The sequence below is a fragment of the Kitasatospora sp. NPDC058190 genome (assembly GCF_042883685.1).
GTDB lineage: Bacteria > Actinomycetota > Actinomycetes > Streptomycetales > Streptomycetaceae > Kitasatospora.
Map to the genome: position 1 here is coordinate 34,395 of NZ_JBHVVI010000005.1, position 19,071 is coordinate 53,465.

Genomic DNA, 19,071 nt, shown 5'->3' on the forward strand with positions numbered 1-19,071 from the left:
ATGTCGTCCGACCAGACGGGCAGGGACGAGCGGGCCGACCGGCCGTCGATCCTCGGCCCGGCCGCAGGCTTCGGCGTGACCTTCAAGGCCATGTTCAAGAAGCGGCTCACCGAGCAGTACCCGGAGCAGAAGAAGCCCACCGCTCCGCGCTTCCACGGTCGCCACCAGCTGAACCGGCACCCGGACGGCCTGGAGAAGTGCGTCGGCTGCGAGCTGTGCGCGTGGGCCTGCCCGGCCGACGCGATCTACGTGGAGGGTGCGGACAACCGGGACGAGGAGCGCTACTCGCCCGGTGAGCGCTACGGCGCGGTGTACCAGATCAACTACGCCCGCTGCATCCTGTGCGGGCTGTGCATCGAGGCCTGCCCGACCCGGGCGCTGACCATGACCAACGAGTACGAACTCGCCGACTCCTCCCGCCGGGACCTGATCTTCACCAAGGAGCAGCTGCTGGTCGGCCTGTCCGAGGGCATGGTCGACACCCCGCACGCGATCTTCCCGGGCGCCGACGAGGGCGCGTACTACCGGGGCGAGATCACCGCGGCGGCGCCCGGGACGGTCCAGCAGGAGCGCACCGACCGGGAGAAGGAGGCGCAGCAGTGATCGCACATCTCGCGGCCGCGACCGGGACGACCTCCACGGGCGAGGCCGTCCAGTTCTGGGTGCTCGCGGTGATCGCGGTCGGCGGCGCGCTCGGCATGCTGCTGATGCGCAAGGCCGTGCACAGCGCGCTCTGCCTGGCGGCCACCATGATGGCGCTGGCGGTCTGTTACATGGCCCAGGGCGCGGTGTTCCTGGGCGTGGTGCAGATCGTGGTCTACACCGGCGCGATCATGATGCTGTTCCTGTTCGTGGTGATGCTGGTCGGCGTCACCAGCGAGGACTCTCTGAAGGAGCAGCTGAAGGGCCAGCGGTTCGCCGCGGTGCTGTGCGGGCTGGGCTTCGGCGTGCTGCTGATCGCCGGGATCGCCAACGCGAAGCTGAACCACTTCACCGGGCTGGCCGAGGCGAACGCCGAGGGCAACGTGCCGGGCCTGGCCCGGCTGATCTTCACCCGCTACGTCTGGGCCTTCGAGGTCACCGGCGCGCTGCTGATCACCGCGGCGGTCGGCGCGATGGTGCTGACCCACCGGGAGCACGTGAAGGCCCCGAAGACCCAGCGCGAGCTGGCGGAGCAGCGGGTCAGGGACAACATCCAGGTGCCGCCGCTGCCGGCCCCGGGCGTGTACGCCCGGCACAACGCGGTGGACGTCCCGGCGCTGCTGCCGGACGGCACCGTCGCCGAGGACTCGGTGATGGCGACGCTGCGCGAGCGCGGCCAGATCCGGGACGTCAGCCAGGCGATGCTGCAGCGGATGGCGGAGCTGGAGAACACCACGGCGGACTGGCTGGGCCGGCCCTCCTCGGAGCGGCCGGCGGTGGCCCCGCCGCGCAAGTCGCTGGAGCCGGCGGGTGCCAACAACGCGAACGGGGCGGACGAGGAGGGCGAGCGGTGAACCCGGTCAACTACCTGTACCTGTCGGCCCTGTTGTTCACCATCGGCGCCTCCGGGGTGCTGATCCGGCGCAACGCGATCGTGCTGTTCATGTGCGTCGAGCTGATGCTGAACGCCTCGAACCTCGCGCTGGTGACCTTCTCCCGGCTGCACGGGACCCTGGACGGCCAGATCATCGCGTTCTTCACGATGGTGGTCGCGGCGGCCGAGGTCGTGGTCGGCCTCGCCATCATCGTCTCCATCTTCCGGACCAGGCACTCCGCTTCGGTCGACGACAGCAACCTGATGAAGCTGTAGGCGGAGGGCCTTCGGTGAACTCTCTCATTCCGCTGCTGGTGGCGGCCCCGCTGGCCGGCTCCGCCCTGCTGCTGCTCGGCGGCCGGGCACTCGACCGGTTCGGCCACTGGCTGGCCACCGCGCTCGCCGCGCTCTCGTTCGGCTTCGGCCTGGCGCTGTTCTCGGACATGCTCGGCCGCGACGCCGAGCACCGGGCGGTGACCAGTCACCTGTTCAGCTGGATCCCGGTGAACGGCTTCCAGGCCGACATCTCGTTCCGGCTCGACCAGTTGTCGATGACCTTCGTCCTGCTGATCACCGGTGTCGGCACCCTGATCCACCTGTACTCGGTGGGCTACATGGCGCACGACGAGCGCCGGCGCCGCTTCTTCGCGTACCTGAACCTGTTCCTGGCGGCCATGCTGCTGCTGGTGGTGGCCGACAACTACCTGCTGCTGTACTTCGGTTGGGAGGGCGTGGGCCTGGCCTCGTACCTGCTGATCGGCTTCTGGCAGCACAAGCCGAGCGCGGCGACGGCGGCGAAGAAGGCCTTCATCGTCAACCGGGTCGGCGACATGGGCCTGTCGATCGCGATCATGCTGATGTTCGCCGAGTTCGGCTCCTTCGCCTTCGACCCGGTCTTCGGCGGGGCGTCCCGGGCGAGCGAGGGCAAGCTGACCGCGATCGGCCTGATGCTGCTGCTGGCGGCCTGCGGCAAGTCGGCCCAGGTGCCGCTGCAGTCCTGGCTCGGGGACGCGATGGAGGGCCCGACCCCGGTCTCGGCCCTGATCCACGCGGCCACCATGGTGACCGCGGGCGTCTACCTGATCACCCGCTCCTCGGTGATCTTCAACCTGGCGCCGGACGCCCAGACCGCCGTGGTGGTGGTCGGCGCGGTCACGCTGCTGTTCGGTGCGATCGTCGGTTGCGCCAAGGACGACATCAAGAAGGCGCTGGCCGGCTCGACCATGTCGCAGATCGGCTACATGGTGCTGGCGGCCGGACTGGGCCCGATCGGCTACGCCTTCGCGATCATGCACCTGGTGACCCACGGCTTCTTCAAGGCCGGGCTGTTCCTCGGCGCCGGGTCGGTCATGCACGGCATGAACGACGAGGTGGACATGCGTCACTACGGCGGCCTGTGGCGGCACATGAAGGTCACCTTCGTCACCTTCGGCCTCGGCTACCTGGCGATCATCGGCTTCCCGGGCCTGTCCGGCTTCTTCTCCAAGGACAAGATCATCGAGGCCGCCTTCGCCAAGGGCGGCACCGAGGGCTGGATCCTCGGCCTGTGCGCGCTGGTCGGCGCGGCCGTCACCGCGTTCTACATGACCCGGGTGATGCTGCTGACCTTCTTCGGTGAGAAGCGCTGGCAGCCGGACGAGGAGGGCAACCTCCCGCACCCGCACGAGTCGCCGAGGACCATGACCGTCCCGATGATCCTGCTGGCCGTCGGCTCGGTGTTCGCGGGCGGGTTGTTCGCCTTCAACGACTCCTTCCTGAAGTGGCTGGAGCCGGTCACCGGACACAGCGAGGGCAACTCGCCGCTCGGCTCCCTGACCGTCACCGGGCTGACCACGGCCTGCATGCTGGCCGGCGTCGGCCTGTCGTACCTGATGTACGGGCGCTCGCCCGTCCCGGTGGTCCCGCCGGTCGGCTCCCCGCTCACCCGGGCCGCCCGCCGCGACCTGCTGCAGGACGACTTCAACCACGCCGTGCTGGTGCGGCCGGGCTCGGCGCTGACCGCGACGCTGGTCTACTTCGACAGCCGCGGCCTGGACGGCTTCGTCAACGGTCTGGCCGCCGCCATCGGGGGCCTGTCCAGTCGGATGCGGCGGGTCCAGAACGGCTTCGTCCGCTCGTACGCGCTCTCCATGTTCGGCGGCACGCTGGTGCTGGTCGCCTCGACTCTCCTGATGAGGTCCGTGTAATGACTCGTCCTGAAAAACATCGGGAGGTCAGGCCGTGAGTGCTCTACTGACCGCCACCTGCGTCGTCCCGGCAGTCGGTGCGGTGGTGACCGCCGCCCTGCCGGCCGGGACGAGCGAGGCCCGGCGCACCAACGCCAAGGCCGTCTCCCTGGTCTTCTCCGCCGCCGCCCTGGTGCTGGCCGCCGTGGTGGCCGCCCGGTTCGACCCGCACGGCGCCCGCTACCAGCTGACCGAGTCGTACAGCTGGATCCGCTCCTTCGGCATCACCTTCTCGCTCGGCGTGGACGGCATCGGCGCGGTACTGGCCCTGCTGACGGCCGTCCTGGTGCCGATCATCATGCTGGCCTCCTGGCACGACGCCGATCCGGGTCCGACCGACCCCGACGGCACCGTCGACCCCGGCACCTTCGAGCGGCGCCGCCGGACCCAGGGCTTCTTCGCCCTGATCCTGGCGGTGGAGGCGATGGTGATCGTCTCCTTCTACGCCACCGACCTCTTCCTGTTCTACGTGTTCTTCGAAGCCATGCTGATCCCGATGTACTTCCTGATCGGCGGCTTCGGCGACCGGGCCGGCGGCCCCGAGTCGGCGCGCCAGCGCTCCTACGCGGCCGTCAAGTTCCTGCTGTACAACCTGCTCGGCGGCCTGGTGATGCTGGCCGCCGTGATCGGGCTGTACGTGATCGCGCAGGACCAGGGCCTCGGCACCTTCGACCTGCCGACCCTCACCGGCGCGATCGCCGACGGCAAGCTGCAGCTGACCGGCGCCGCCGAGAAGGCGCTGTTCCTCGGCTTCTTCTTCGCCTTCGCGGTGAAGGCCCCGCTGTGGCCGCTGCACACCTGGCTGCCGAACGCGATGGGCGAGGCCACCGCCGGCACCGCCGTGCTGATCACGGCGGTGGTGGACAAGGTCGGCACCTTCGCGATGCTGCGGTTCTGCCTCGGGCTGTTCCCGCACGCCTCGAAGACCTTCGCCCCGGTGATCCTGGTCCTCTCGCTGATCGGGATCGTCTACGGCGCGCTGCTGGCGGTCGGCCAGAAGGACATCAAGCGGCTGGTCGCCTACGCCTCGATCTCGCACTTCGGCTTCATCATCATGGGCATCTTCGCCCTGACCAGCCAGGGCCAGAGCGGCGCGACCCTCTACATGGTCAACCACGGCATCTCCACCGCCGCGTGGATGCTGGTGGCCGGCTTCCTGATCTCCCGCCGCGGCTCGCGGCTGATCGCCGACTACGGCGGCGTGCAGAAGGTCGCCCCGGTGCTCGCCGGGACCTTCCTGATCGGCGGTCTGGCCACCCTGTCGCTGCCGGGGCTGGCCCCGTTCGTCAGTGAGTTCCTCGTGCTGGTGGGCACCTTCACCCGCTACCCGGTGATCGGCATCGTCGCCACCCTCGGCATCGTGCTGGCCGCCCTGTACGCCCTGCTGCTGTACCAGCGCACCATGACCGGCCCGGTGAAGGACGGGGTGCGCACGATGCCCGACCTCAAGGCCCGCGAACTCGCCGTGGTGGCGCCGCTGGTGGCGCTGACGATCCTGCTGGGCGTCTACCCCAAGCCGCTCACCGACCTGGTCAACCCCTCGGTGAACGCGACGCTCTCGCAGGTCCACCAGACCGACCCGGCGCCGGCCCACCCGGTCGCCGCCACCTCAGGAGGTGAGCAGAAGTGAGCGTCACCGCAGTGCTCGCCGCCGCCGGCGGCAGCACCCCCAGCATTCCGGCGCCGCACATCGAGTACGGCCAACTCTCCCCGATGCTGGTGGTGTTCGGCGCCGCCGTGGCCGGCATCCTGGTCGAGGCCTTCGTGCCCCGGCGGCTGCGGCACTGGACCCAGGTCTCGCTCGCCCTGGTGGCCCTGACCGGCGCGTTCGTCGCCGTGGTGGTGCTGGCCGCGCAGGGCCACGGCTCGCCGCGGATCGACCTGCTGGCCATGGAGTCGGTCGCCCTGGACGGCCCGGCGCTGTTCCTGCAGGGCGTGATCCTGCTGGTCGCCGTGGTCGCGGTGCTCACCTACGCCGAGCGCAGGCTGGAGCCCAAGGCCGGCGGCCTGCCCGCCGACGCCTTCGCCGCCCAGGCCGCCGCCACCCCCGGCGGCGAGCAGGAGCGGGCCGCGATCCGAGCCGGCTTCACCACCACCGAGGTCTTCCCGCTGACCATGTTCGCGGTCGGCGGCATGCTGCTCTTCCCCGCCGCCAACGACCTGCTGACGATGTTCGTGGCGCTGGAGGTCTTCTCCCTCCCGCTCTACCTGCTGTGCGCGCTGGCCCGCCGCCGTCGGCTGCTCTCCCAGGAGGCGGCGGTCAAGTACTTCCTGCTCGGCGCCTTCGCCTCGGCCTTCTTCCTGTTCGGCACCGCGCTGCTGTACGGCTACGCCGGCAGCGTGCGGCTCGGCGACATCGCGGACGTCATCTCCGGCAAGGCGATGACCACCCCGGCGCAGCTGAGCACCACCCAGAGCGACGCGCTGCTGCTGACGGGCCTGGCGATGCTGGCGGTCGGTCTGCTGTTCAAGGTCGGCGCGGTGCCGTTCCACGCCTGGATCCCGGACGTCTACCAGGGCGCGCCGACCCCGGTGACCGGCTTCATGGCGGCGGCCACCAAGGTCGCGGCCTTCGGGGCGTTCCTGCGGCTGTTCTACGTGGCCTTCCCGGGCCTGCGGCTGGACTGGCGCCCGGTGCTGTGGGGCGTGGCGATCCTCACCATGGTGGTGGGCGCGGTGCTGGCGGTGACTCAGCAGGACGTCAAGCGACTGTTGGCGTACTCCTCCGTCGCGCACGCCGGGTTCATCCTGACCGGCGTGATCGCCGTCAACAAGCAGGGACTGTCCTCGGTGCTGTTCTACCTGTTGGCGTACTCCTTCGTGACGCTCGGCGCCTTCGCCGTGGTCACCCTGGTGCGCGACTCCAAGGGCGAGGCGACCCACCTGTCCAGCTGGGCGGGGCTGGGGCGGCGCTCGCCGCTGGTGGCGGCGGTGTTCGCGCTGTTCCTGCTGGCCTTCGCCGGGATTCCGCTGACCTCCGGTTTCACCGGGAAGTTCGCGGTGTTCCAGGCGGCCGCGGCCGGTGGGGCGACGCCGCTGGTGGTGGTCGGTGTGCTGAGCTCGGCGGTGGCCGCGTTCTTCTACATCCGGGTGATCGTGCTGATGTTCTTCTCCGACCCGAAGCCGGGCGGCCCGACGGTGGCGATCCCGAGCGCCTTCACCGCGACCGCGATCGGGCTGGGCGTACTGGTGACGCTGGTTCTCGGCCTGCTGCCCCAGTACTTCCTTGACCTCGCGTCCAAGGCCGCGCTGTTCGCGTACTGACCGTCACCGGTCGGTTTGCTGGAGATCGGTCCGGAAGTGCGGGCCGATCTCCAGCCTTTATTTCCAGACGAATTCGCCCCCACCGCCGCAATGTCCGGAGAGCCGTTCTGACCAGGCCTTCCGGCCCGATCATGACAGGATCCGCACGCCCGTGCAGTGATCCACTCACGACCGGATACCCTGCCTGTATGGCCAGCGGCGGCACTCAGGGACCAGGCCGCTAGATCGACCAGGGACAGAGGAGTGGTCTTCGTGACCGTCGTGGAACCCTTCGGGCTCAGCGTGCAGGACCGCGACCTGACCCGGGACGTCCAGGCCGGACTGGACGCGGTGGAGGCGGCGCTCACCGCCGCCGTCAAGAGCGACGTCCCCTTCATCACCGTCACCGCCAGTCACCTCCTGCAGGCCGGCGGCAAGCGCTTCCGTCCGCTGCTCCTGCTGCTGGCCGCCCAGTTCGGCGACTCGGGCGCGCCCGGCGTGGTGCCCGCCGCGGTGGTGGTCGAGCTGACCCACCTCGCCACGCTGTACCACGACGACGTCATGGACGAGGCCCCGGTGCGCCGCGGCGCCGAGAGCGCCAACTCCCGCTGGGACAACTCGGTCGCCATCCTCACCGGCGACTTCCTCTTCTCCCGTGCCTCCCAGGTCCTGGCCGACCTCGGCCCGGAGGCCGTGCGGATGCAGGCCGAGGCCTTCGAGCGGCTGGTCACCGGCCAGATCATGGAGACCCGTGGCCCCGGCCCGGAGGCCGACCCGCTGCAGCACTACCTGGACGTGCTGGAGGGCAAGACCGGATCGCTGATCGCCGTCTCCTGCCGGATAGGAGCACAGATGGCCGGCGCCGAGCCCTGGCAGGTGGACACCCTGGGCGAGTTCGGCGAGCGGATCGGCATCGCGTTCCAGCTGGCCGACGACGTGCTGGACATCGCCAGCGACGGCCACGAGTCCGGCAAGACCCCCGGCACCGACCTGCGCGAGGGCGTGCCCACCCTGCCGACCCTGCTGCTGCAGCAGATGCCGGCCGACCCGGCCGACCCGGACGACGCGCGGCTGCGCGAGCTGCTCACCCAGGACCTCGCCGACGACGGGCTGCACGCCGAGGCGCTGCGCCTGCTGCGCCGCCACCCCGCGCTGGAGCGCGCCCGCCGGGAGACCCTGCGGCACGCCGAGGAGGCCCGGGCGCTGCTCGCCCCGCTGCCGGACTGCGCGGCGAAGGCGGCCCTGGAGGGGCTCTGCGACGCGGTGGCGATCCGCACCATGTGAGACCGGGCCGATCCGGTCCTCGGCCTCCGGCGGCGTGCGCGGATGGGGGAGACTGACTCCCGTCAGCTCACGCCTGCCCGGAAGGTCACCATGCGTCGCGTCGTCATCGCCGAGGACTCCGTACTGCTGCGGGAGGGTCTGACCCGGCTGCTCACCGACCGGGGCCTGGAGGTCGTGGCGGGCGTCGGGGACGGCGAAGCCCTGGTGAAGACCATCCACGACCTGGCGGCGGCCGACGCCCTGCCGGACGTGGTGGTCTCCGACGTGCGGATGCCCCCGACCCACACCGACGAGGGCCTGCGCGCCTGTGTGGAGCTGCGCGGCCGCTATCCGCAGCTGAACGTACTGGTGCTGTCGCAGTTCGTGGAGGAGCGTTACGCCTCCGAGCTGCTGGCCGGCTCCACCCGGGGCGTCGGCTACCTGCTGAAGGACCGGGTCGCCGAGGTGCGCGAGTTCGCCGACGCGGTGGTCCGGGTCGCCGAGGGCGGCACCGCGCTGGACCCGGAGGTGGTGCAGCAGCTGCTCAGCCGCAGCCGCAAGGGCGACGTTCTGGCCAATCTCACCCCGCGCGAGCGCGAGGTGCTCGGGCTGATGGCGGAGGGCCGCACCAACGCGGCGGTGGCCAAGCAGCTGGTGGTCTCCGACGGCGCGGTGGAGAAGCACGTCAGCAACATCTTCCTCAAGCTGGGCCTGGCCCAGAGCCCGGCGGACCACCGTCGGGTGCTCGCGGTCCTCACCTACCTGAACTCCTGACCCGCGGCCCGAGGGGCCTCGCGGCACCGGCCGTCGGAGCGCGGAATGATCTCCGGCGGCCGCGCGTTGTGGCTAAGTGCGGCACGGACGCGGGCGGGTGCAACTTCCTGTCAGAGTTCCGGCCGGGCTCAAGGTCGCACGCATAGGATGCGAGCGGTGCACCAGGCGGACGGGGCACGGGGCCGCGCCCGCGGTGGTGTGCCCACGAGGAGGTCCGCGGCAGTGACCAGTCAGGTCGATCAGTCAGAGGCAGTGGACGGATCGGGCGGCGGCGAGGGTCGTACCGGCAACGGTGACGGGCACCCCGGCGCGAACGGGCCCGCCGGTCCGCCCGGCCCGGGTGGCCCGCCGGCGAAGCGCGCCAAGCCCATCCGCAGACTCGACCGGGTGATCATCCGCTTCGCCGGTGACTCCGGTGACGGCATGCAGCTCACCGGTGACCGGTTCACTTCGGAGACGGCCACCTTCGGCAACGACCTCTCCACGCTGCCGAACTTCCCGGCCGAGATCCGGGCCCCCGCCGGCACCCTGCCGGGCGTCTCGTCCTTCCAACTGCACTTCGCCGACCACGACATCCTCACCCCGGGTGACGCCCCGAACGTACTGGTGGCGATGAACCCGGCGGCCCTGAAGGCGAACGTGCCCGACCTGCCGCGCGGCGCGGAGATCATCGTCAACACCGACGAGTTCACCAAGCGCGCGCTGTCCAAGGTCGGCTACGCGGCCGACCCGCTGGGTGACGGCTCGCTGGACGGCTTCCACCTGCACAAGGTGCCGCTCACCACGCTGACCCTGGAGGCGCTCAAGGACAGCGGGCTGGCCCGCAAGGACGCCGAGCGGGCGAAGAACATGTTCGCCCTGGGCCTGCTGTCCTGGATGTACCACCGGCCCACCCACGGCACCGAGACCTTCCTGCGCAGCAAGTTCGCCAAGAAGCCGGAGATCGCCGAGGCCAACATCAGCGCCTTCCGGGCGGGCTGGAACTTCGGCGAGACCACCGAGTCCTTCGCGGTCTCCTACGAGGTGCCGCCGGCCAAGCTCCCCTCCGGGCGCTACCGCAACATCTCCGGCAACCTCGCCCTGTCGTACGGGCTGGTGGCCGCCGCGCAGCGCGCCGGCCTGCCGCTCTACCTGGGCTCGTACCCGATCACCCCGGCCTCGGACATCCTGCACGAGCTGTCCAAGCACAAGAACTTCGGGGTGCGCACCTTCCAGGCCGAGGACGAGATCGCCGGCATCGGCGCGGCGCTCGGCGCGGCCTTCGGCGGGGCGCTCGGCGTGACCACCACCTCCGGGCCCGGTGTCGCGCTGAAGTCCGAGACCATCGGCCTGGCCGTCTCGCTCGAACTGCCGCTGCTGGTCGTGGACATCCAGCGCGGCGGCCCGTCCACCGGCCTGCCGACCAAGACCGAGCAGGCCGACCTGCTGCAGGCCATGTTCGGCCGCAACGGCGAGGCCCCGGTGCCGATCGTCGCCCCGGCCACGCCCGCCGAGTGCTTCGACGCCGCACTGGAGGCGGCCCGGATCGCGGTGACCTACCGCACCCCGGTGTTCCTGCTCTCGGACGGCTACCTGGCCAACGGCTCCGAGCCCTGGCGGATCCCGGCCGTCGACGAACTGCCGGAGATCGACCCGCGGTTCGCGACCGGCCCGAACCGCGAGGACGGCGCCTTCTGGCCCTACCTGCGCGACCCGCACACCCTCGCCCGGCCGTGGGCGGTACCCGGCACGGCCGGTCTGGAGCACCGGATCGGCGGCATCGAGAAGCAGGACGGCACCGGCAACATCTCCTACGACCCGGCCAACCACGACTTCATGGTCCGCACCCGGCAGGCCAAGGTCGACGGCATCACGGTCAAGCCGGTGGAGGTCGACGACCCGACCGGTGACGCCCGGGTGCTGGTCGTCGGCTGGGGCTCGACGTACGGCCCGATCACCGCGGCGGTGCGCCGGGTGCGCGCGGACGGCGGCGAGATCGCCCAGGCGCACCTGCGCAACCTCAACCCCTTCCCGGCGAACCTGGGCTCGGTGCTGCGCAGTTACGAGAAGGTCATCGTGCCCGAGATGAACCTCGGGCAGCTCGCGCTGCTGCTGCGGGCGAAGTACCTGGTGGACGCCGAGTCCTACAACCAGGTGCGCGGACTGCCGTTCAAGGCGGCGCAGTTGGCGGACGTGCTGTGGGCGGCGATCGGCACCCTGGACGAGGAGGACCACCGATGAGCGACGTTGACTCCGAGAAGCGTGGCTTCCCGTCGCTGCGACTGGTGCCCAAGGCCGAAGGGCCGCAGAGCGCCCGGGACTTCAAGACCGACCAGGAGGTGCGCTGGTGCCCCGGCTGCGGGGACTACGCGATCCTGGCGGCGGTGCAGGGCTTCATGCCGGAGCTCGGCATCAAGCGCGAGAACACCGTGTTCGTCTCCGGCATCGGCTGCTCCTCGCGCTTCCCGTACTACATGAACACCTACGGGGTGCACTCGATCCACGGCCGGGCGCCGGCGATCGCGACCGGGCTGGCCTCCTCCCGGCGGGACCTGAGCGTCTGGGTGGTGACCGGTGACGGCGACGCGCTGTCGATCGGCGGCAACCACCTGATCCACGCCCTGCGACGGAACGTCAATCTGAAGATCCTGCTGTTCAACAACCGTATCTACGGCCTCACCAAGGGCCAGTACTCGCCGACCAGTGAACTCGGCAAGATCACCAAGTCCACCCCGATGGGCTCGCTGGACGCGCCGTTCAACCCGCTGTCGCTGGCGATCGGCGCGGAGGCCTCCTTCGTGGCGCGCACCATCGACTCGGACCGCCAGCACCTGCAGTCGGTGCTGCGGGCGGCGGCCGAGCACGAGGGCACGGCGCTGGTGGAGATCTACCAGAACTGCAACATCTTCAACGACGGCGCCTTCGAGGTGCTGAAGGAGCCCGGCACGCGTGACGAGGCGCTGATCCGGCTGGAGCACGGCCGGCCGATCCGCTTCGGCGCCGAGGCGGCCAACGGCGTCTTCCGGGGGCCGGACGGCGAGCTGTTCACCGCCCCGGTCACCGCGGACAACGAGGCGGACCTGCTGGTGCACGACGCCCACGCCGCGAGCCCCGCCACCGCCTTCGCGCTCTCCCGGATCGCCGACGCGGACACCCTGCACCACACGCCGATCGGCGTGCTGCGGAGCGTCCTGCGGCCGGTCTACGACGATCTGATGGAGAGCCAGCTGGCCACCGCCGCGGCCCACCGGGGCCCCGGCGACCTGGCGACCCTGCTGGCGGGCAACGACACCTGGATGGTGGACTGACCGTCCCCGCTCGCGAGTTGGCGCCCCCGTCCGGTACCGGACGGGGGCGCCTCCCGTTGCGGTTACTGCTTGACCCACTCGACCAGTTCGACCGCGACCCCGTTCGGGTCGGTGACCTGGAACAGCTTCTCGCCCCACGGCTCCTCGCGCAGCGGCAGGGTGATCGCGACCCCCTCGCCGCGCAGCCGCTCCTCCTCCGCGGCGATGTCCTCGACGGTGAACGCGAGGATCACCCCGTCCGCGATCCGGTGCCGCTGGTCCTCGGGCAGGACCTCCAGGCCGCGCCGCAGGTAGACGACGCCGACCCCGCCGCCCGGGTGGACCAGCGAGACGAAGCCGTCGGCGGACATGTGTTCGGTGTAGCCGAAGTGCCGCTGGAGGAAGGCGGCTGAGGTGGTGACGTCCTCGACGGTCAGGGAGACGGCGGTGCTGGTGATGTGCATGGGCGGAGCCCTCTCGTCAGTGTGCGCAGTTATCCCGTACGCAGTACACTATACATAGTACGGAGAATCTCGCCAAGGGGATCCCACTTCGTTCGCGCCCATGTTCGAGAAAGTCCGGCGGCGAACCGCATGCCCCCGCTAGAGTCGGAAGATCGCATCGAGCATGGGGGGTCGATCCGATGTCGGACGCCGGATTCGAGGTCTCACCGGAGCAGTTGAGGTCCTCGGCGGCCAACGCTTCGTCCATCACCGCAGGGCTGGCCAAGCCGGTCCAGACCGCGAGCACCGCCTCGGGGAACGCCGAGACGGCCCTGGAGGGCTGGCAGGTGTCCGGGCAGCTGGCCGCCGTGGTGACCGCGTGGACCCAGGGCGTGGAGAAGGTCCGTACCGCGCTGGGCGCGGACGAGGAGGCGCTCCGTACGGCTGCCGACAACTACGGCAAGACCGAGCACGGGTCTGCCAAGGCCCTCGAATAGGACGACAGGGGAAGAGGGGGGCTCCCGTGGTGGACTTCGCGCGCCTGCGTGACATGAAACCGGAGTCGGTGACGGAGGCCGGCAAGGACTGGCAGGCCGTGGCCAAGGCGTTCGACCAGGCGCGGCAGCACATCGAGGAGTCGGTGCTGAAGCCGCTAGGGACCTGGACGGGCCCCGCCGCGACCAGCGCCCGGCACTCCTTCGGCCAGCAGGAGTTGCAGCTGCAGGTGGCCGCGCTGGAACTCCAGGCGGTCCAACAGGTGTTGGACGGCTTCGTCCAGGCGGTGACCGCCGCCCAGCAGGAACTGCAGTGGGCGCTGACGGAGGCGAGCAAGCGCGGCCTCACGGTCGACGCGAACGGCACCGTCACGGCGACGCCGACGCCGGTGGACCAGCTGCCCAAGAACGCGGCGCTCCGCCAGGATGCCGCCGACTCCTACCGGGCCGAGGTCGCCGCCGCCACCGCCCTCACCGCCGACATCGCCGCCGCCGTCCAGGCCGCCACCCAGGCGGACGCCAAGTGCGCGGCCGAACTTGGCAAGCTGGCCGGGGAGTCCAAGCTCCTCGACGGCAGCGGGCGCACCGGCCTGGCGGGTGCGCTCCAGCTCGCCGCCAAGGACCTCGGCGAGGCCACCCGGCTCGCCGGAACCGTCGAGGGGGACGCGGTACCCACCGACCCGACAGCCCGGGCCGCCTGGTGGGGCGCGCTGTCGCCGGACCAGCGGAACCTCTTCCTGGACGCGGCGCCGTGGAAGGTCCAGGGGCTGCCCGGGGTGCCGAAGCTGGAGGACTACTACAAGCAGCTCGCCCTGCGGAAGGCCGGGATCGACCCCTCCAAGTGGGACCCGGAGAAGGGCCTGGACTTCAACGACGAGACCGTGCAGAAGGTCTACGCCTGGTACCAGAAGCTGTGGGACGAGAACCCGGACCTCCAGTGGGCCGGCATGGCCAAGCTGGCCGGCGCGCCGGTGTACGGGGGGATCCACGACCTCAACGAGTTCATCAAGGGCGCGAACGTCGGCGGGCTGGTCACCCCCGTCCCCGGAGTGGGGCTGCTGTCCACCATGAGCACCGACGAGGTGCAGTGGTTCGAGAACAAGTTCCTGCACATGCAGAAGGACATCTTCGACGACGTCGGCTCCATGCACGCCGCGTACCAGCAGTACGGCATGGCCGGCATCGAGGCACTGCAGCAGCAGGACGTGAACAAGTACCCGAAGGAACTGGTCGATGCCTGGCGGGACATCGACTCGGGTGACCCGAAGCGGGTGGCGGCGGGGAACGCCGCCCTGCTGGAGCGTGAGCAGACCAAGGTGCTGCCGAACTCGTACCGGGATGTGGAGAACTACCACGGTCCGGTCGGGGAGACGTTCGCCGAGGTGCTGTCGGGCATGACCAAGTCGCCGATTCCAGGCGGCAAGTCCTTCAACGGTTACTACGGTGGCGAATGGTCGACCTGGTGGGACGATCGGTACGTGACCGACACGGATGATCGGATGGACTGGATCCGCAAGGACATGCTGCCCAAGTACCAGAAGCTCCTGACGAATCCGGTGGAGGCGAAGACGCTCATCGACACTCCGCTGCTCGACCGGGCCGACCAGTACGAGATCCTGCCGTGACGGGGGTGCGGCGGATTCGGAGCCTGGTGGCTCTGCTGTGCGCGGGTCTGCTGGTGGCCGGGTGCTCTCTCGTGGGTGGAAGGACGCGTCCCGTCCACTGGGATCTGCGGAACTCGCACCGGGGCGCTGATCTCGGGGTCAAGCTGAATCCGCACAGCGGCCACGACTTCGAAGACCTGGGCCCAGTCGACATCGACCTGCCGGGTGGCCAGCGCTTCCACGCCGACAAGATGTTCCTCATCGTTGCGGCCACCCACGACGACGCTGAGAACATCGACGAGCTCGTCTGCTGGTATCCCGCGCTCCCGCTGGACGAGGCGTACAAGAAAGCCATGGAACTCACCCGGCAGTTCGGCCTGAAGTCCGACCGGATCACCGAGTTCCGGCGGACGGTCCTCGACGGCCTGGCAGCGGGTGACCGGAAGGATCTCGACGGACAGGAGGCTGGGTCCGACTTCCCGCTGCTGACTCCGGCCGGACCGCTGTTCGGGCTCAGCCTCAAGTACTCAACCGTCAAGAACGAGCAGCCCGTGACGCTGCAGGTCAATATCGCCTGGGGCGACAACCTGAGACTCACCCTCCAGGACCAGGCCACCCAGTCCGCCACCCCGACCGCGCCCTGATCCGGAGCCCCTGTGTCCCACGAGCAACCCGTCCACCCGGAGACCGTCACCTGGAACCTCCGCACCAGCCACCGCCGCGGCGACGTCGGCTGGCCCGGGGCCGTCCGGCGCCGCTGGCGCATCCCCACGGTGGCGGCGACCATCGCGCTGCCGGGCGGGCGCTGGTTCACCGGGCGGGTCGAGCTGCTCGCCACCGCCAAGGGGGAGGCGCTCGACCTGGTCAGCGCGACCTTCCCGGCCGCCACGGTGGACGACGCCTACCGGCTGTCGGGCGAGTTGGCCGGGTACTGGGGGCTGCCGGTGGAGCCGCTGGAGGCCTGGTACCGCGAGGTGCGGGCGGGGCTGGCGGCCGGGAGGCCGATCAACGGGTTCGGGTTGAGCATCCGCGGCCCGCGGCTGGAGGAGCCGTCCGGGCCCACCGTGAACCTGGTGTTCCTGTTCGCGCCGGGCAGCCCGCGGCCGGTGCGGCCGGCGCTGTACTTCGAGTGGTCCTGAGCCGGTGCCCCGTCTGGACGGCGGGGCACCGGCTACCTGACGGAAGGCGTCAGAAGACGCAGGGGATGCCGCCGTCGGACTCGGCGTCGACGCCGGGGCCCTGCACGGGGAGGTTGGCGGCCGGGTCGCCGGTGGCGGGGGCGGAGGGGGCGGCGGGCTTGTCGCCGGCGACGCCGGTGAAGGAGGTGCCCAGGGTGACCGTGACGTGGTCGGCGGAGACGGACGCGGACTCGGTCGCGGTGACGCCGTAGCGGGCGGCGATCTGGTCGGCGGCGTCCTTGGCGCCCTTGCCGTAGGTGACGGTGGTGGCCTTGGGCTTGGTGCGCGCGGGGCCGGTCGTCCCCTCCTTGAATCCCATCCCGACCAGGGCCTTGGCCTCGGCGGTGGAGGAGACCCCGGCGGCCGGGGAGGCGTTGAACACGTCCACGGTGGCCGGGGAGGCGGGCTTGGTGGCCGTCGGGGTCGGCGAGGGCTGGGCGGGGGCCGAGGGCGCGGGGGTGTCGGTGGCGCCGTCGGCCGGGGCGGCGGGGGCGGCGGCGTCGGCGTAGCCGAACAGCTGCTTGACCACCTTCTGGATCTTCGCCGGGGTGACGATGTTGACGTCCTGGCCGTTGCGGGTGTCGAACTTGTCGAAGGTGAGGGTGTTGAACTCGACGTTGCCGCCGGTCAGGGCGGGGGCCTGCTGGGCGAAGTCGAGGACGTTCCACTCGTTGTCGATGACCAGGTCCTTCTGGACGACGCCGAACAGGTCCTTGAGCTTGCCGATGTCGCTGATGATGCCGTCCTGCTTGAGCTTGTGCACGACGGAGGAGATGAAGGCCTGCTGGCGGTGGGTGCGGGCGAAGTCGCCGCTGTTGCCTTTGCCGTCGTCCAGGTTGTGGCGCTGGCGGACGAAGGCGAGCGCCTGGGAGGCGTTGAGGGTGTTGATGCCCTTGTGGAAGTCGGCGCCGGAGCCCTGGCCCTCGATGGCCGGGTCCTTGGTGTCGTGGGTGAGGCACACCTGGATCGGTTCGACGGCCTTGGCGATGTCGTAGAAGCCCATCAGGTTGACCTCGGCCACGTGGTCGACCGGCTGGTTCACGAAGGTCTGGACGGTGCGGATGGTGGCGGCCCGCCCGGCGTCGCGGCCGGCCTTCTCCAGGTCCGCGCCCTTGAGGCCCTTGGCCTTCGGGCTGCCGTCGAACTTCTCCTTGGCGATCCCGTAGGCCTCCTTGATCTTGTGCATGCCCTGCTGGGAGCCGTCCCCGTTGTAGGTCGCGACGTAGTCGTCGCGGGGGATGGAGATCGCCTGCACCTTGCCGCCGCCCGCCGGTATGTGCAGCAGGATTAGCGAGTTGGTGTTGTAGCCGCCGACGTCGGAGCTGTGGCCGGCGTGCAGCTCGTCCTGGACGAACTCCGGCGGCAGGTCCGTGCCGTCCATGTTCTTGCGGCTGTCCAGGCCGATCAGCAGCAGGTTGACCGAGTTGTCCAGGTGCTTGGGCGCGTCCTTCTTGGTCTCCGCGATCGCGTTGGACGTGGTCATCCCGTCGGTCAGCGAGGTGTACTCGTACCAGACCACCCCGCTCGCGGCGAACACCGCGAAGCCGACCGTGGAGGCCACCACCCGGGCCGCGATCAGCGCCGGGGAGCTCCGGCGCGCGGGGGGCTCAGCCGCCTTGCGGGCGCCGGCCCGGCCGCCGCCCTGCTGCTCGGGCTTCTCAGGCATGCTGCCTCCTCCGGTCCTGGACCACCCGGACCACGATCACCAGCAGGGTCGCGGCGACGGCCTGCGCCATCACCGGGAAGCCGTTCACGACCCACTTCGCGGAGCCGGTGGCCAGCTTGCTGCCCTGGTACTTCTCGCTGTCGGCCGCGTACTCGACCACGGCCGTCACCCCCAGCACGACCAGCGGGGAGGCCGCGACCACCCACCACCAGCCCCTGCGGGTGCTGAGCGCGGCCGCCAGGCCCATGCCGAGCACCGCGCACACGTCGAAGGCGGCGCCCATGCCGGGGCCGGAGAGCTCGTCGATCACCGCACCCACCAGCGGCAGTGCGACGGCCGCCACCGCGGGCAGGGCCGGGCCGCTCGAGAAGGGCCGCTGGGGACCGGCGGGTCTGCCGGCCGTCCGCCGCCGTGAACCCTGGTCGGACGACCGACCTCGCTGCCCCGCCACGTACTCACCCCCGGTGTTCCCGTGATTGGCGCGCCACGGCCGGCGCACGCGCCGGGCTGCTGTGGGAGAGCGGTTGCGGCGCTGCCTGTACGGGACGCTGGTGTTCGGCCGGCCGGTTCCCGTTCTCGGTTTCCCGCTGCTGCTCGGGGGCAGGCCCGTTTTCGGATTTGCTCTACAGAGGTGTAGAGATCGTACGCAGCATAGAGCACGCCTGTTCGGTGGCAAGTCCGCTTGTGAATGGGCCTGCATACACTACACCGAGCAGTTTTCGAGTTGGTCGGCGGGTGCGCCGGCGGAGAAGGAGCGGGTCGTGGCGACCACGGGCGGAGCGGGGCGGCCGGAGAAGCGGAAGGCGATCACCCGGGCTGCGACGACGGTGTTCGGGCGCGAAGGGTACGTCCGGGCCAGCATGGACGCGATCGCGGCCGAGGCCGGGGTGTCCAAGCGCACGGTCTACAACCACTTCGCCGACAAGGAGACCCTCTTCCTGTCGGTGGCGCTGCAGAATTCGGCGGAACTCACCGAGAAGATCCGGGAGTTGATGGCGAAGTACCTGGACCGGGTGGTGGACCTGCGCCAGGACCTGGCCGACTTCGCGGTCGAGCGGGCACTCGCCGTCCTCTCCGCGGGGGAGCACGGGGCGCTCGGCCGGGCGATCCGCGCCGAGGTCGCCAACATCCCGGCGGACGTCCTGGAGGCCTGGCTGGAGGCCGGCCCGGTGGCCTCCCAGCGTGACCTGGCGCAACGCTTCGCCGCGCTCGCGGAGCGCGGGCTGCTGGCGGTCGGCGAACCGGAGCTGGCCGCCGAGCAGTTCACGCTGCTGACCTTCCACGGCGTCGCGGAGCGCTCCTTCTGGGGCGCCCTGCCGGTGGCCGAGGAGGAGGTCGAGCGGATCGCCGGCGCGGGCGTGGACGCCTTCCTGAAGATCTACGGCGCCTAGCCGCGTGC

General features: G+C 70.6%; 18 protein-coding genes. 15 read left to right on the forward strand and 3 right to left on the reverse strand.

Going from position 1 to position 19,071, the window contains the following annotated elements:
* The 10 genes from nuoI to ACFVWU_RS03460 all read left to right on the forward strand — a co-directional run bounded on the left by nuoI (nucleotide 1) and on the right by ACFVWU_RS03460 (nucleotide 12,308).
* Nucleotides 1–603, forward strand: coding sequence for an NADH-quinone oxidoreductase subunit NuoI (gene nuoI / locus ACFVWU_RS03415; RefSeq protein WP_387614920.1), 603 nt, complete (start codon nucleotides 1–3; stop codon nucleotides 601–603).
* Nucleotides 603–1,496 carry an NADH-quinone oxidoreductase subunit J gene (locus ACFVWU_RS03420; RefSeq protein WP_387615215.1) on the forward strand — a complete coding sequence of 298 codons (894 nt, stop codon included), beginning with the start codon at nucleotides 603–605 and terminating at the stop codon, nucleotides 1,494–1,496. Before nuoI ends, ACFVWU_RS03420 begins: the two co-directional genes overlap by 1 nt.
* Nucleotides 1,493–1,792, forward strand: coding sequence for an NADH-quinone oxidoreductase subunit NuoK (nuoK, locus tag ACFVWU_RS03425; protein ID WP_188309222.1), 300 nt, complete (start codon nucleotides 1,493–1,495; stop codon nucleotides 1,790–1,792). Before ACFVWU_RS03420 ends, nuoK begins: the two co-directional genes overlap by 4 nt.
* Nucleotides 1,793–1,806: 14 nt before the next feature.
* On the forward strand, nucleotides 1,807–3,702 hold the full coding sequence (nuoL, locus tag ACFVWU_RS03430) for an NADH-quinone oxidoreductase subunit L (RefSeq protein ID WP_387614924.1): 1,896 nt from the start codon (nucleotides 1,807–1,809) through the stop codon (nucleotides 3,700–3,702).
* A 34-nt stretch (nucleotides 3,703–3,736) separates the two neighbouring features.
* The gene (locus ACFVWU_RS03435; protein WP_387614927.1) at nucleotides 3,737–5,371 is read left to right on the forward strand and encodes an NADH-quinone oxidoreductase subunit M; all 1,635 of its coding nucleotides are present in this window, start codon (nucleotides 3,737–3,739) and stop codon (nucleotides 5,369–5,371) included.
* The gene (gene nuoN, locus ACFVWU_RS03440; RefSeq protein WP_387614930.1) at nucleotides 5,368–7,005 is read left to right on the forward strand and encodes an NADH-quinone oxidoreductase subunit NuoN; all 1,638 of its coding nucleotides are present in this window, start codon (nucleotides 5,368–5,370) and stop codon (nucleotides 7,003–7,005) included. The genes ACFVWU_RS03435 and nuoN overlap by 4 nt, the downstream gene beginning before the upstream one ends.
* Nucleotides 7,006–7,257: 252 nt before the next feature.
* A complete protein-coding gene (locus ACFVWU_RS03445; RefSeq protein ID WP_387614932.1) occupies nucleotides 7,258–8,268 on the forward strand; it encodes a polyprenyl synthetase family protein in 1,011 nt (336 codons plus the stop codon).
* A 90-nt stretch (nucleotides 8,269–8,358) separates the two neighbouring features.
* A complete protein-coding gene (locus ACFVWU_RS03450) occupies nucleotides 8,359–9,021 on the forward strand; it encodes a response regulator (protein WP_387614935.1) in 663 nt (220 codons plus the stop codon).
* Between the two features lie 222 nt (nucleotides 9,022–9,243).
* The gene (locus ACFVWU_RS03455) at nucleotides 9,244–11,241 is read left to right on the forward strand and encodes a 2-oxoacid:acceptor oxidoreductase subunit alpha (RefSeq protein WP_387614938.1); all 1,998 of its coding nucleotides are present in this window, start codon (nucleotides 9,244–9,246) and stop codon (nucleotides 11,239–11,241) included.
* A complete protein-coding gene (locus ACFVWU_RS03460) occupies nucleotides 11,238–12,308 on the forward strand; it encodes a 2-oxoacid:ferredoxin oxidoreductase subunit beta (RefSeq protein ID WP_387614941.1) in 1,071 nt (356 codons plus the stop codon). The genes ACFVWU_RS03455 and ACFVWU_RS03460 overlap by 4 nt, the downstream gene beginning before the upstream one ends.
* Nucleotides 12,309–12,370: 62 nt before the next feature.
* Here ACFVWU_RS03460 and ACFVWU_RS03465 read toward each other — a convergent pair whose 3' ends face one another.
* Nucleotides 12,371–12,751: a VOC family protein gene (locus ACFVWU_RS03465; protein ID WP_387614944.1), complete on the reverse strand. Its 381-nt coding sequence runs from the start codon at nucleotides 12,749–12,751 to the stop codon at nucleotides 12,371–12,373.
* Nucleotides 12,752–12,930: 179 nt separating this feature from the next.
* On the opposite strand from ACFVWU_RS03465, the gene ACFVWU_RS03470 reads away from it, so the two are divergent.
* Genes ACFVWU_RS03470 through ACFVWU_RS03485 form a run of 4 tightly spaced genes read left to right on the forward strand, consistent with a single transcriptional unit; the run spans nucleotide 12,931 to nucleotide 15,967 of the window.
* On the forward strand, nucleotides 12,931–13,227 hold the full coding sequence (locus ACFVWU_RS03470) for a hypothetical protein (RefSeq protein ID WP_387614947.1): 297 nt from the start codon (nucleotides 12,931–12,933) through the stop codon (nucleotides 13,225–13,227).
* Nucleotides 13,228–13,253: 26 nt separating this feature from the next.
* On the forward strand, nucleotides 13,254–14,849 hold the full coding sequence (locus tag ACFVWU_RS03475) for a WXG100 family type VII secretion target (RefSeq protein ID WP_387614950.1): 1,596 nt from the start codon (nucleotides 13,254–13,256) through the stop codon (nucleotides 14,847–14,849).
* Complete coding sequence (locus ACFVWU_RS03480) at nucleotides 14,846–15,472, forward strand: hypothetical protein (RefSeq protein ID WP_387614953.1); 627 nt, start codon at nucleotides 14,846–14,848, stop codon at nucleotides 15,470–15,472. Before ACFVWU_RS03475 ends, ACFVWU_RS03480 begins: the two co-directional genes overlap by 4 nt.
* A 12-nt stretch (nucleotides 15,473–15,484) precedes the next feature.
* Nucleotides 15,485–15,967 (forward strand): hypothetical protein, encoded by a 483-nt coding sequence (locus ACFVWU_RS03485; protein ID WP_387614956.1) that lies wholly within the window; start codon nucleotides 15,485–15,487, stop codon nucleotides 15,965–15,967.
* Nucleotides 15,968–16,016: 49 nt separating this feature from the next.
* Here ACFVWU_RS03485 and ACFVWU_RS03490 read toward each other — a convergent pair whose 3' ends face one another.
* Both ACFVWU_RS03490 and ACFVWU_RS03495 read right to left on the reverse strand, forming a co-directional pair.
* On the reverse strand, nucleotides 16,017–17,672 hold the full coding sequence (locus ACFVWU_RS03490) for an LCP family protein (RefSeq protein ID WP_387614959.1): 1,656 nt from the start codon (nucleotides 17,670–17,672) through the stop codon (nucleotides 16,017–16,019).
* On the reverse strand, nucleotides 17,665–18,015 hold the full coding sequence (locus ACFVWU_RS03495) for a DUF6542 domain-containing protein (protein WP_387614962.1): 351 nt from the start codon (nucleotides 18,013–18,015) through the stop codon (nucleotides 17,665–17,667). The genes ACFVWU_RS03490 and ACFVWU_RS03495 overlap by 8 nt, the downstream gene beginning before the upstream one ends.
* A gap of 418 nt (nucleotides 18,016–18,433) precedes the next feature.
* Here ACFVWU_RS03495 and ACFVWU_RS03500 point away from each other — a divergent pair, with 418 nt between their 5' ends.
* The gene (locus ACFVWU_RS03500; protein ID WP_387614965.1) at nucleotides 18,434–19,063 is read left to right on the forward strand and encodes a TetR/AcrR family transcriptional regulator; all 630 of its coding nucleotides are present in this window, start codon (nucleotides 18,434–18,436) and stop codon (nucleotides 19,061–19,063) included.
* Nucleotides 19,064–19,071 lie beyond the last annotated feature (8 nt).

Coding starts and splice junctions, on each gene's coding strand:
- ACFVWU_RS03470 (WP_387614947.1), top strand. CDS start 12,931: ATGTCGGACGCCGGATTCGAGGTCTCACCGGAGCAGTTGAGGTCCTCG.
- ACFVWU_RS03465 (WP_387614944.1), bottom strand. CDS start 12,751: ATGCACATCACCAGCACCGCCGTCTCCCTGACCGTCGAGGACGTCACC.
- ACFVWU_RS03490 (WP_387614959.1), bottom strand. CDS start 17,672: ATGCCTGAGAAGCCCGAGCAGCAGGGCGGCGGCCGGGCCGGCGCCCGC.
- ACFVWU_RS03460 (WP_387614941.1), top strand. CDS start 11,238: ATGAGCGACGTTGACTCCGAGAAGCGTGGCTTCCCGTCGCTGCGACTG.
- ACFVWU_RS03450 (WP_387614935.1), top strand. CDS start 8,359: ATGCGTCGCGTCGTCATCGCCGAGGACTCCGTACTGCTGCGGGAGGGT.
- nuoI (WP_387614920.1), top strand. CDS start 1: ATGTCGTCCGACCAGACGGGCAGGGACGAGCGGGCCGACCGGCCGTCG.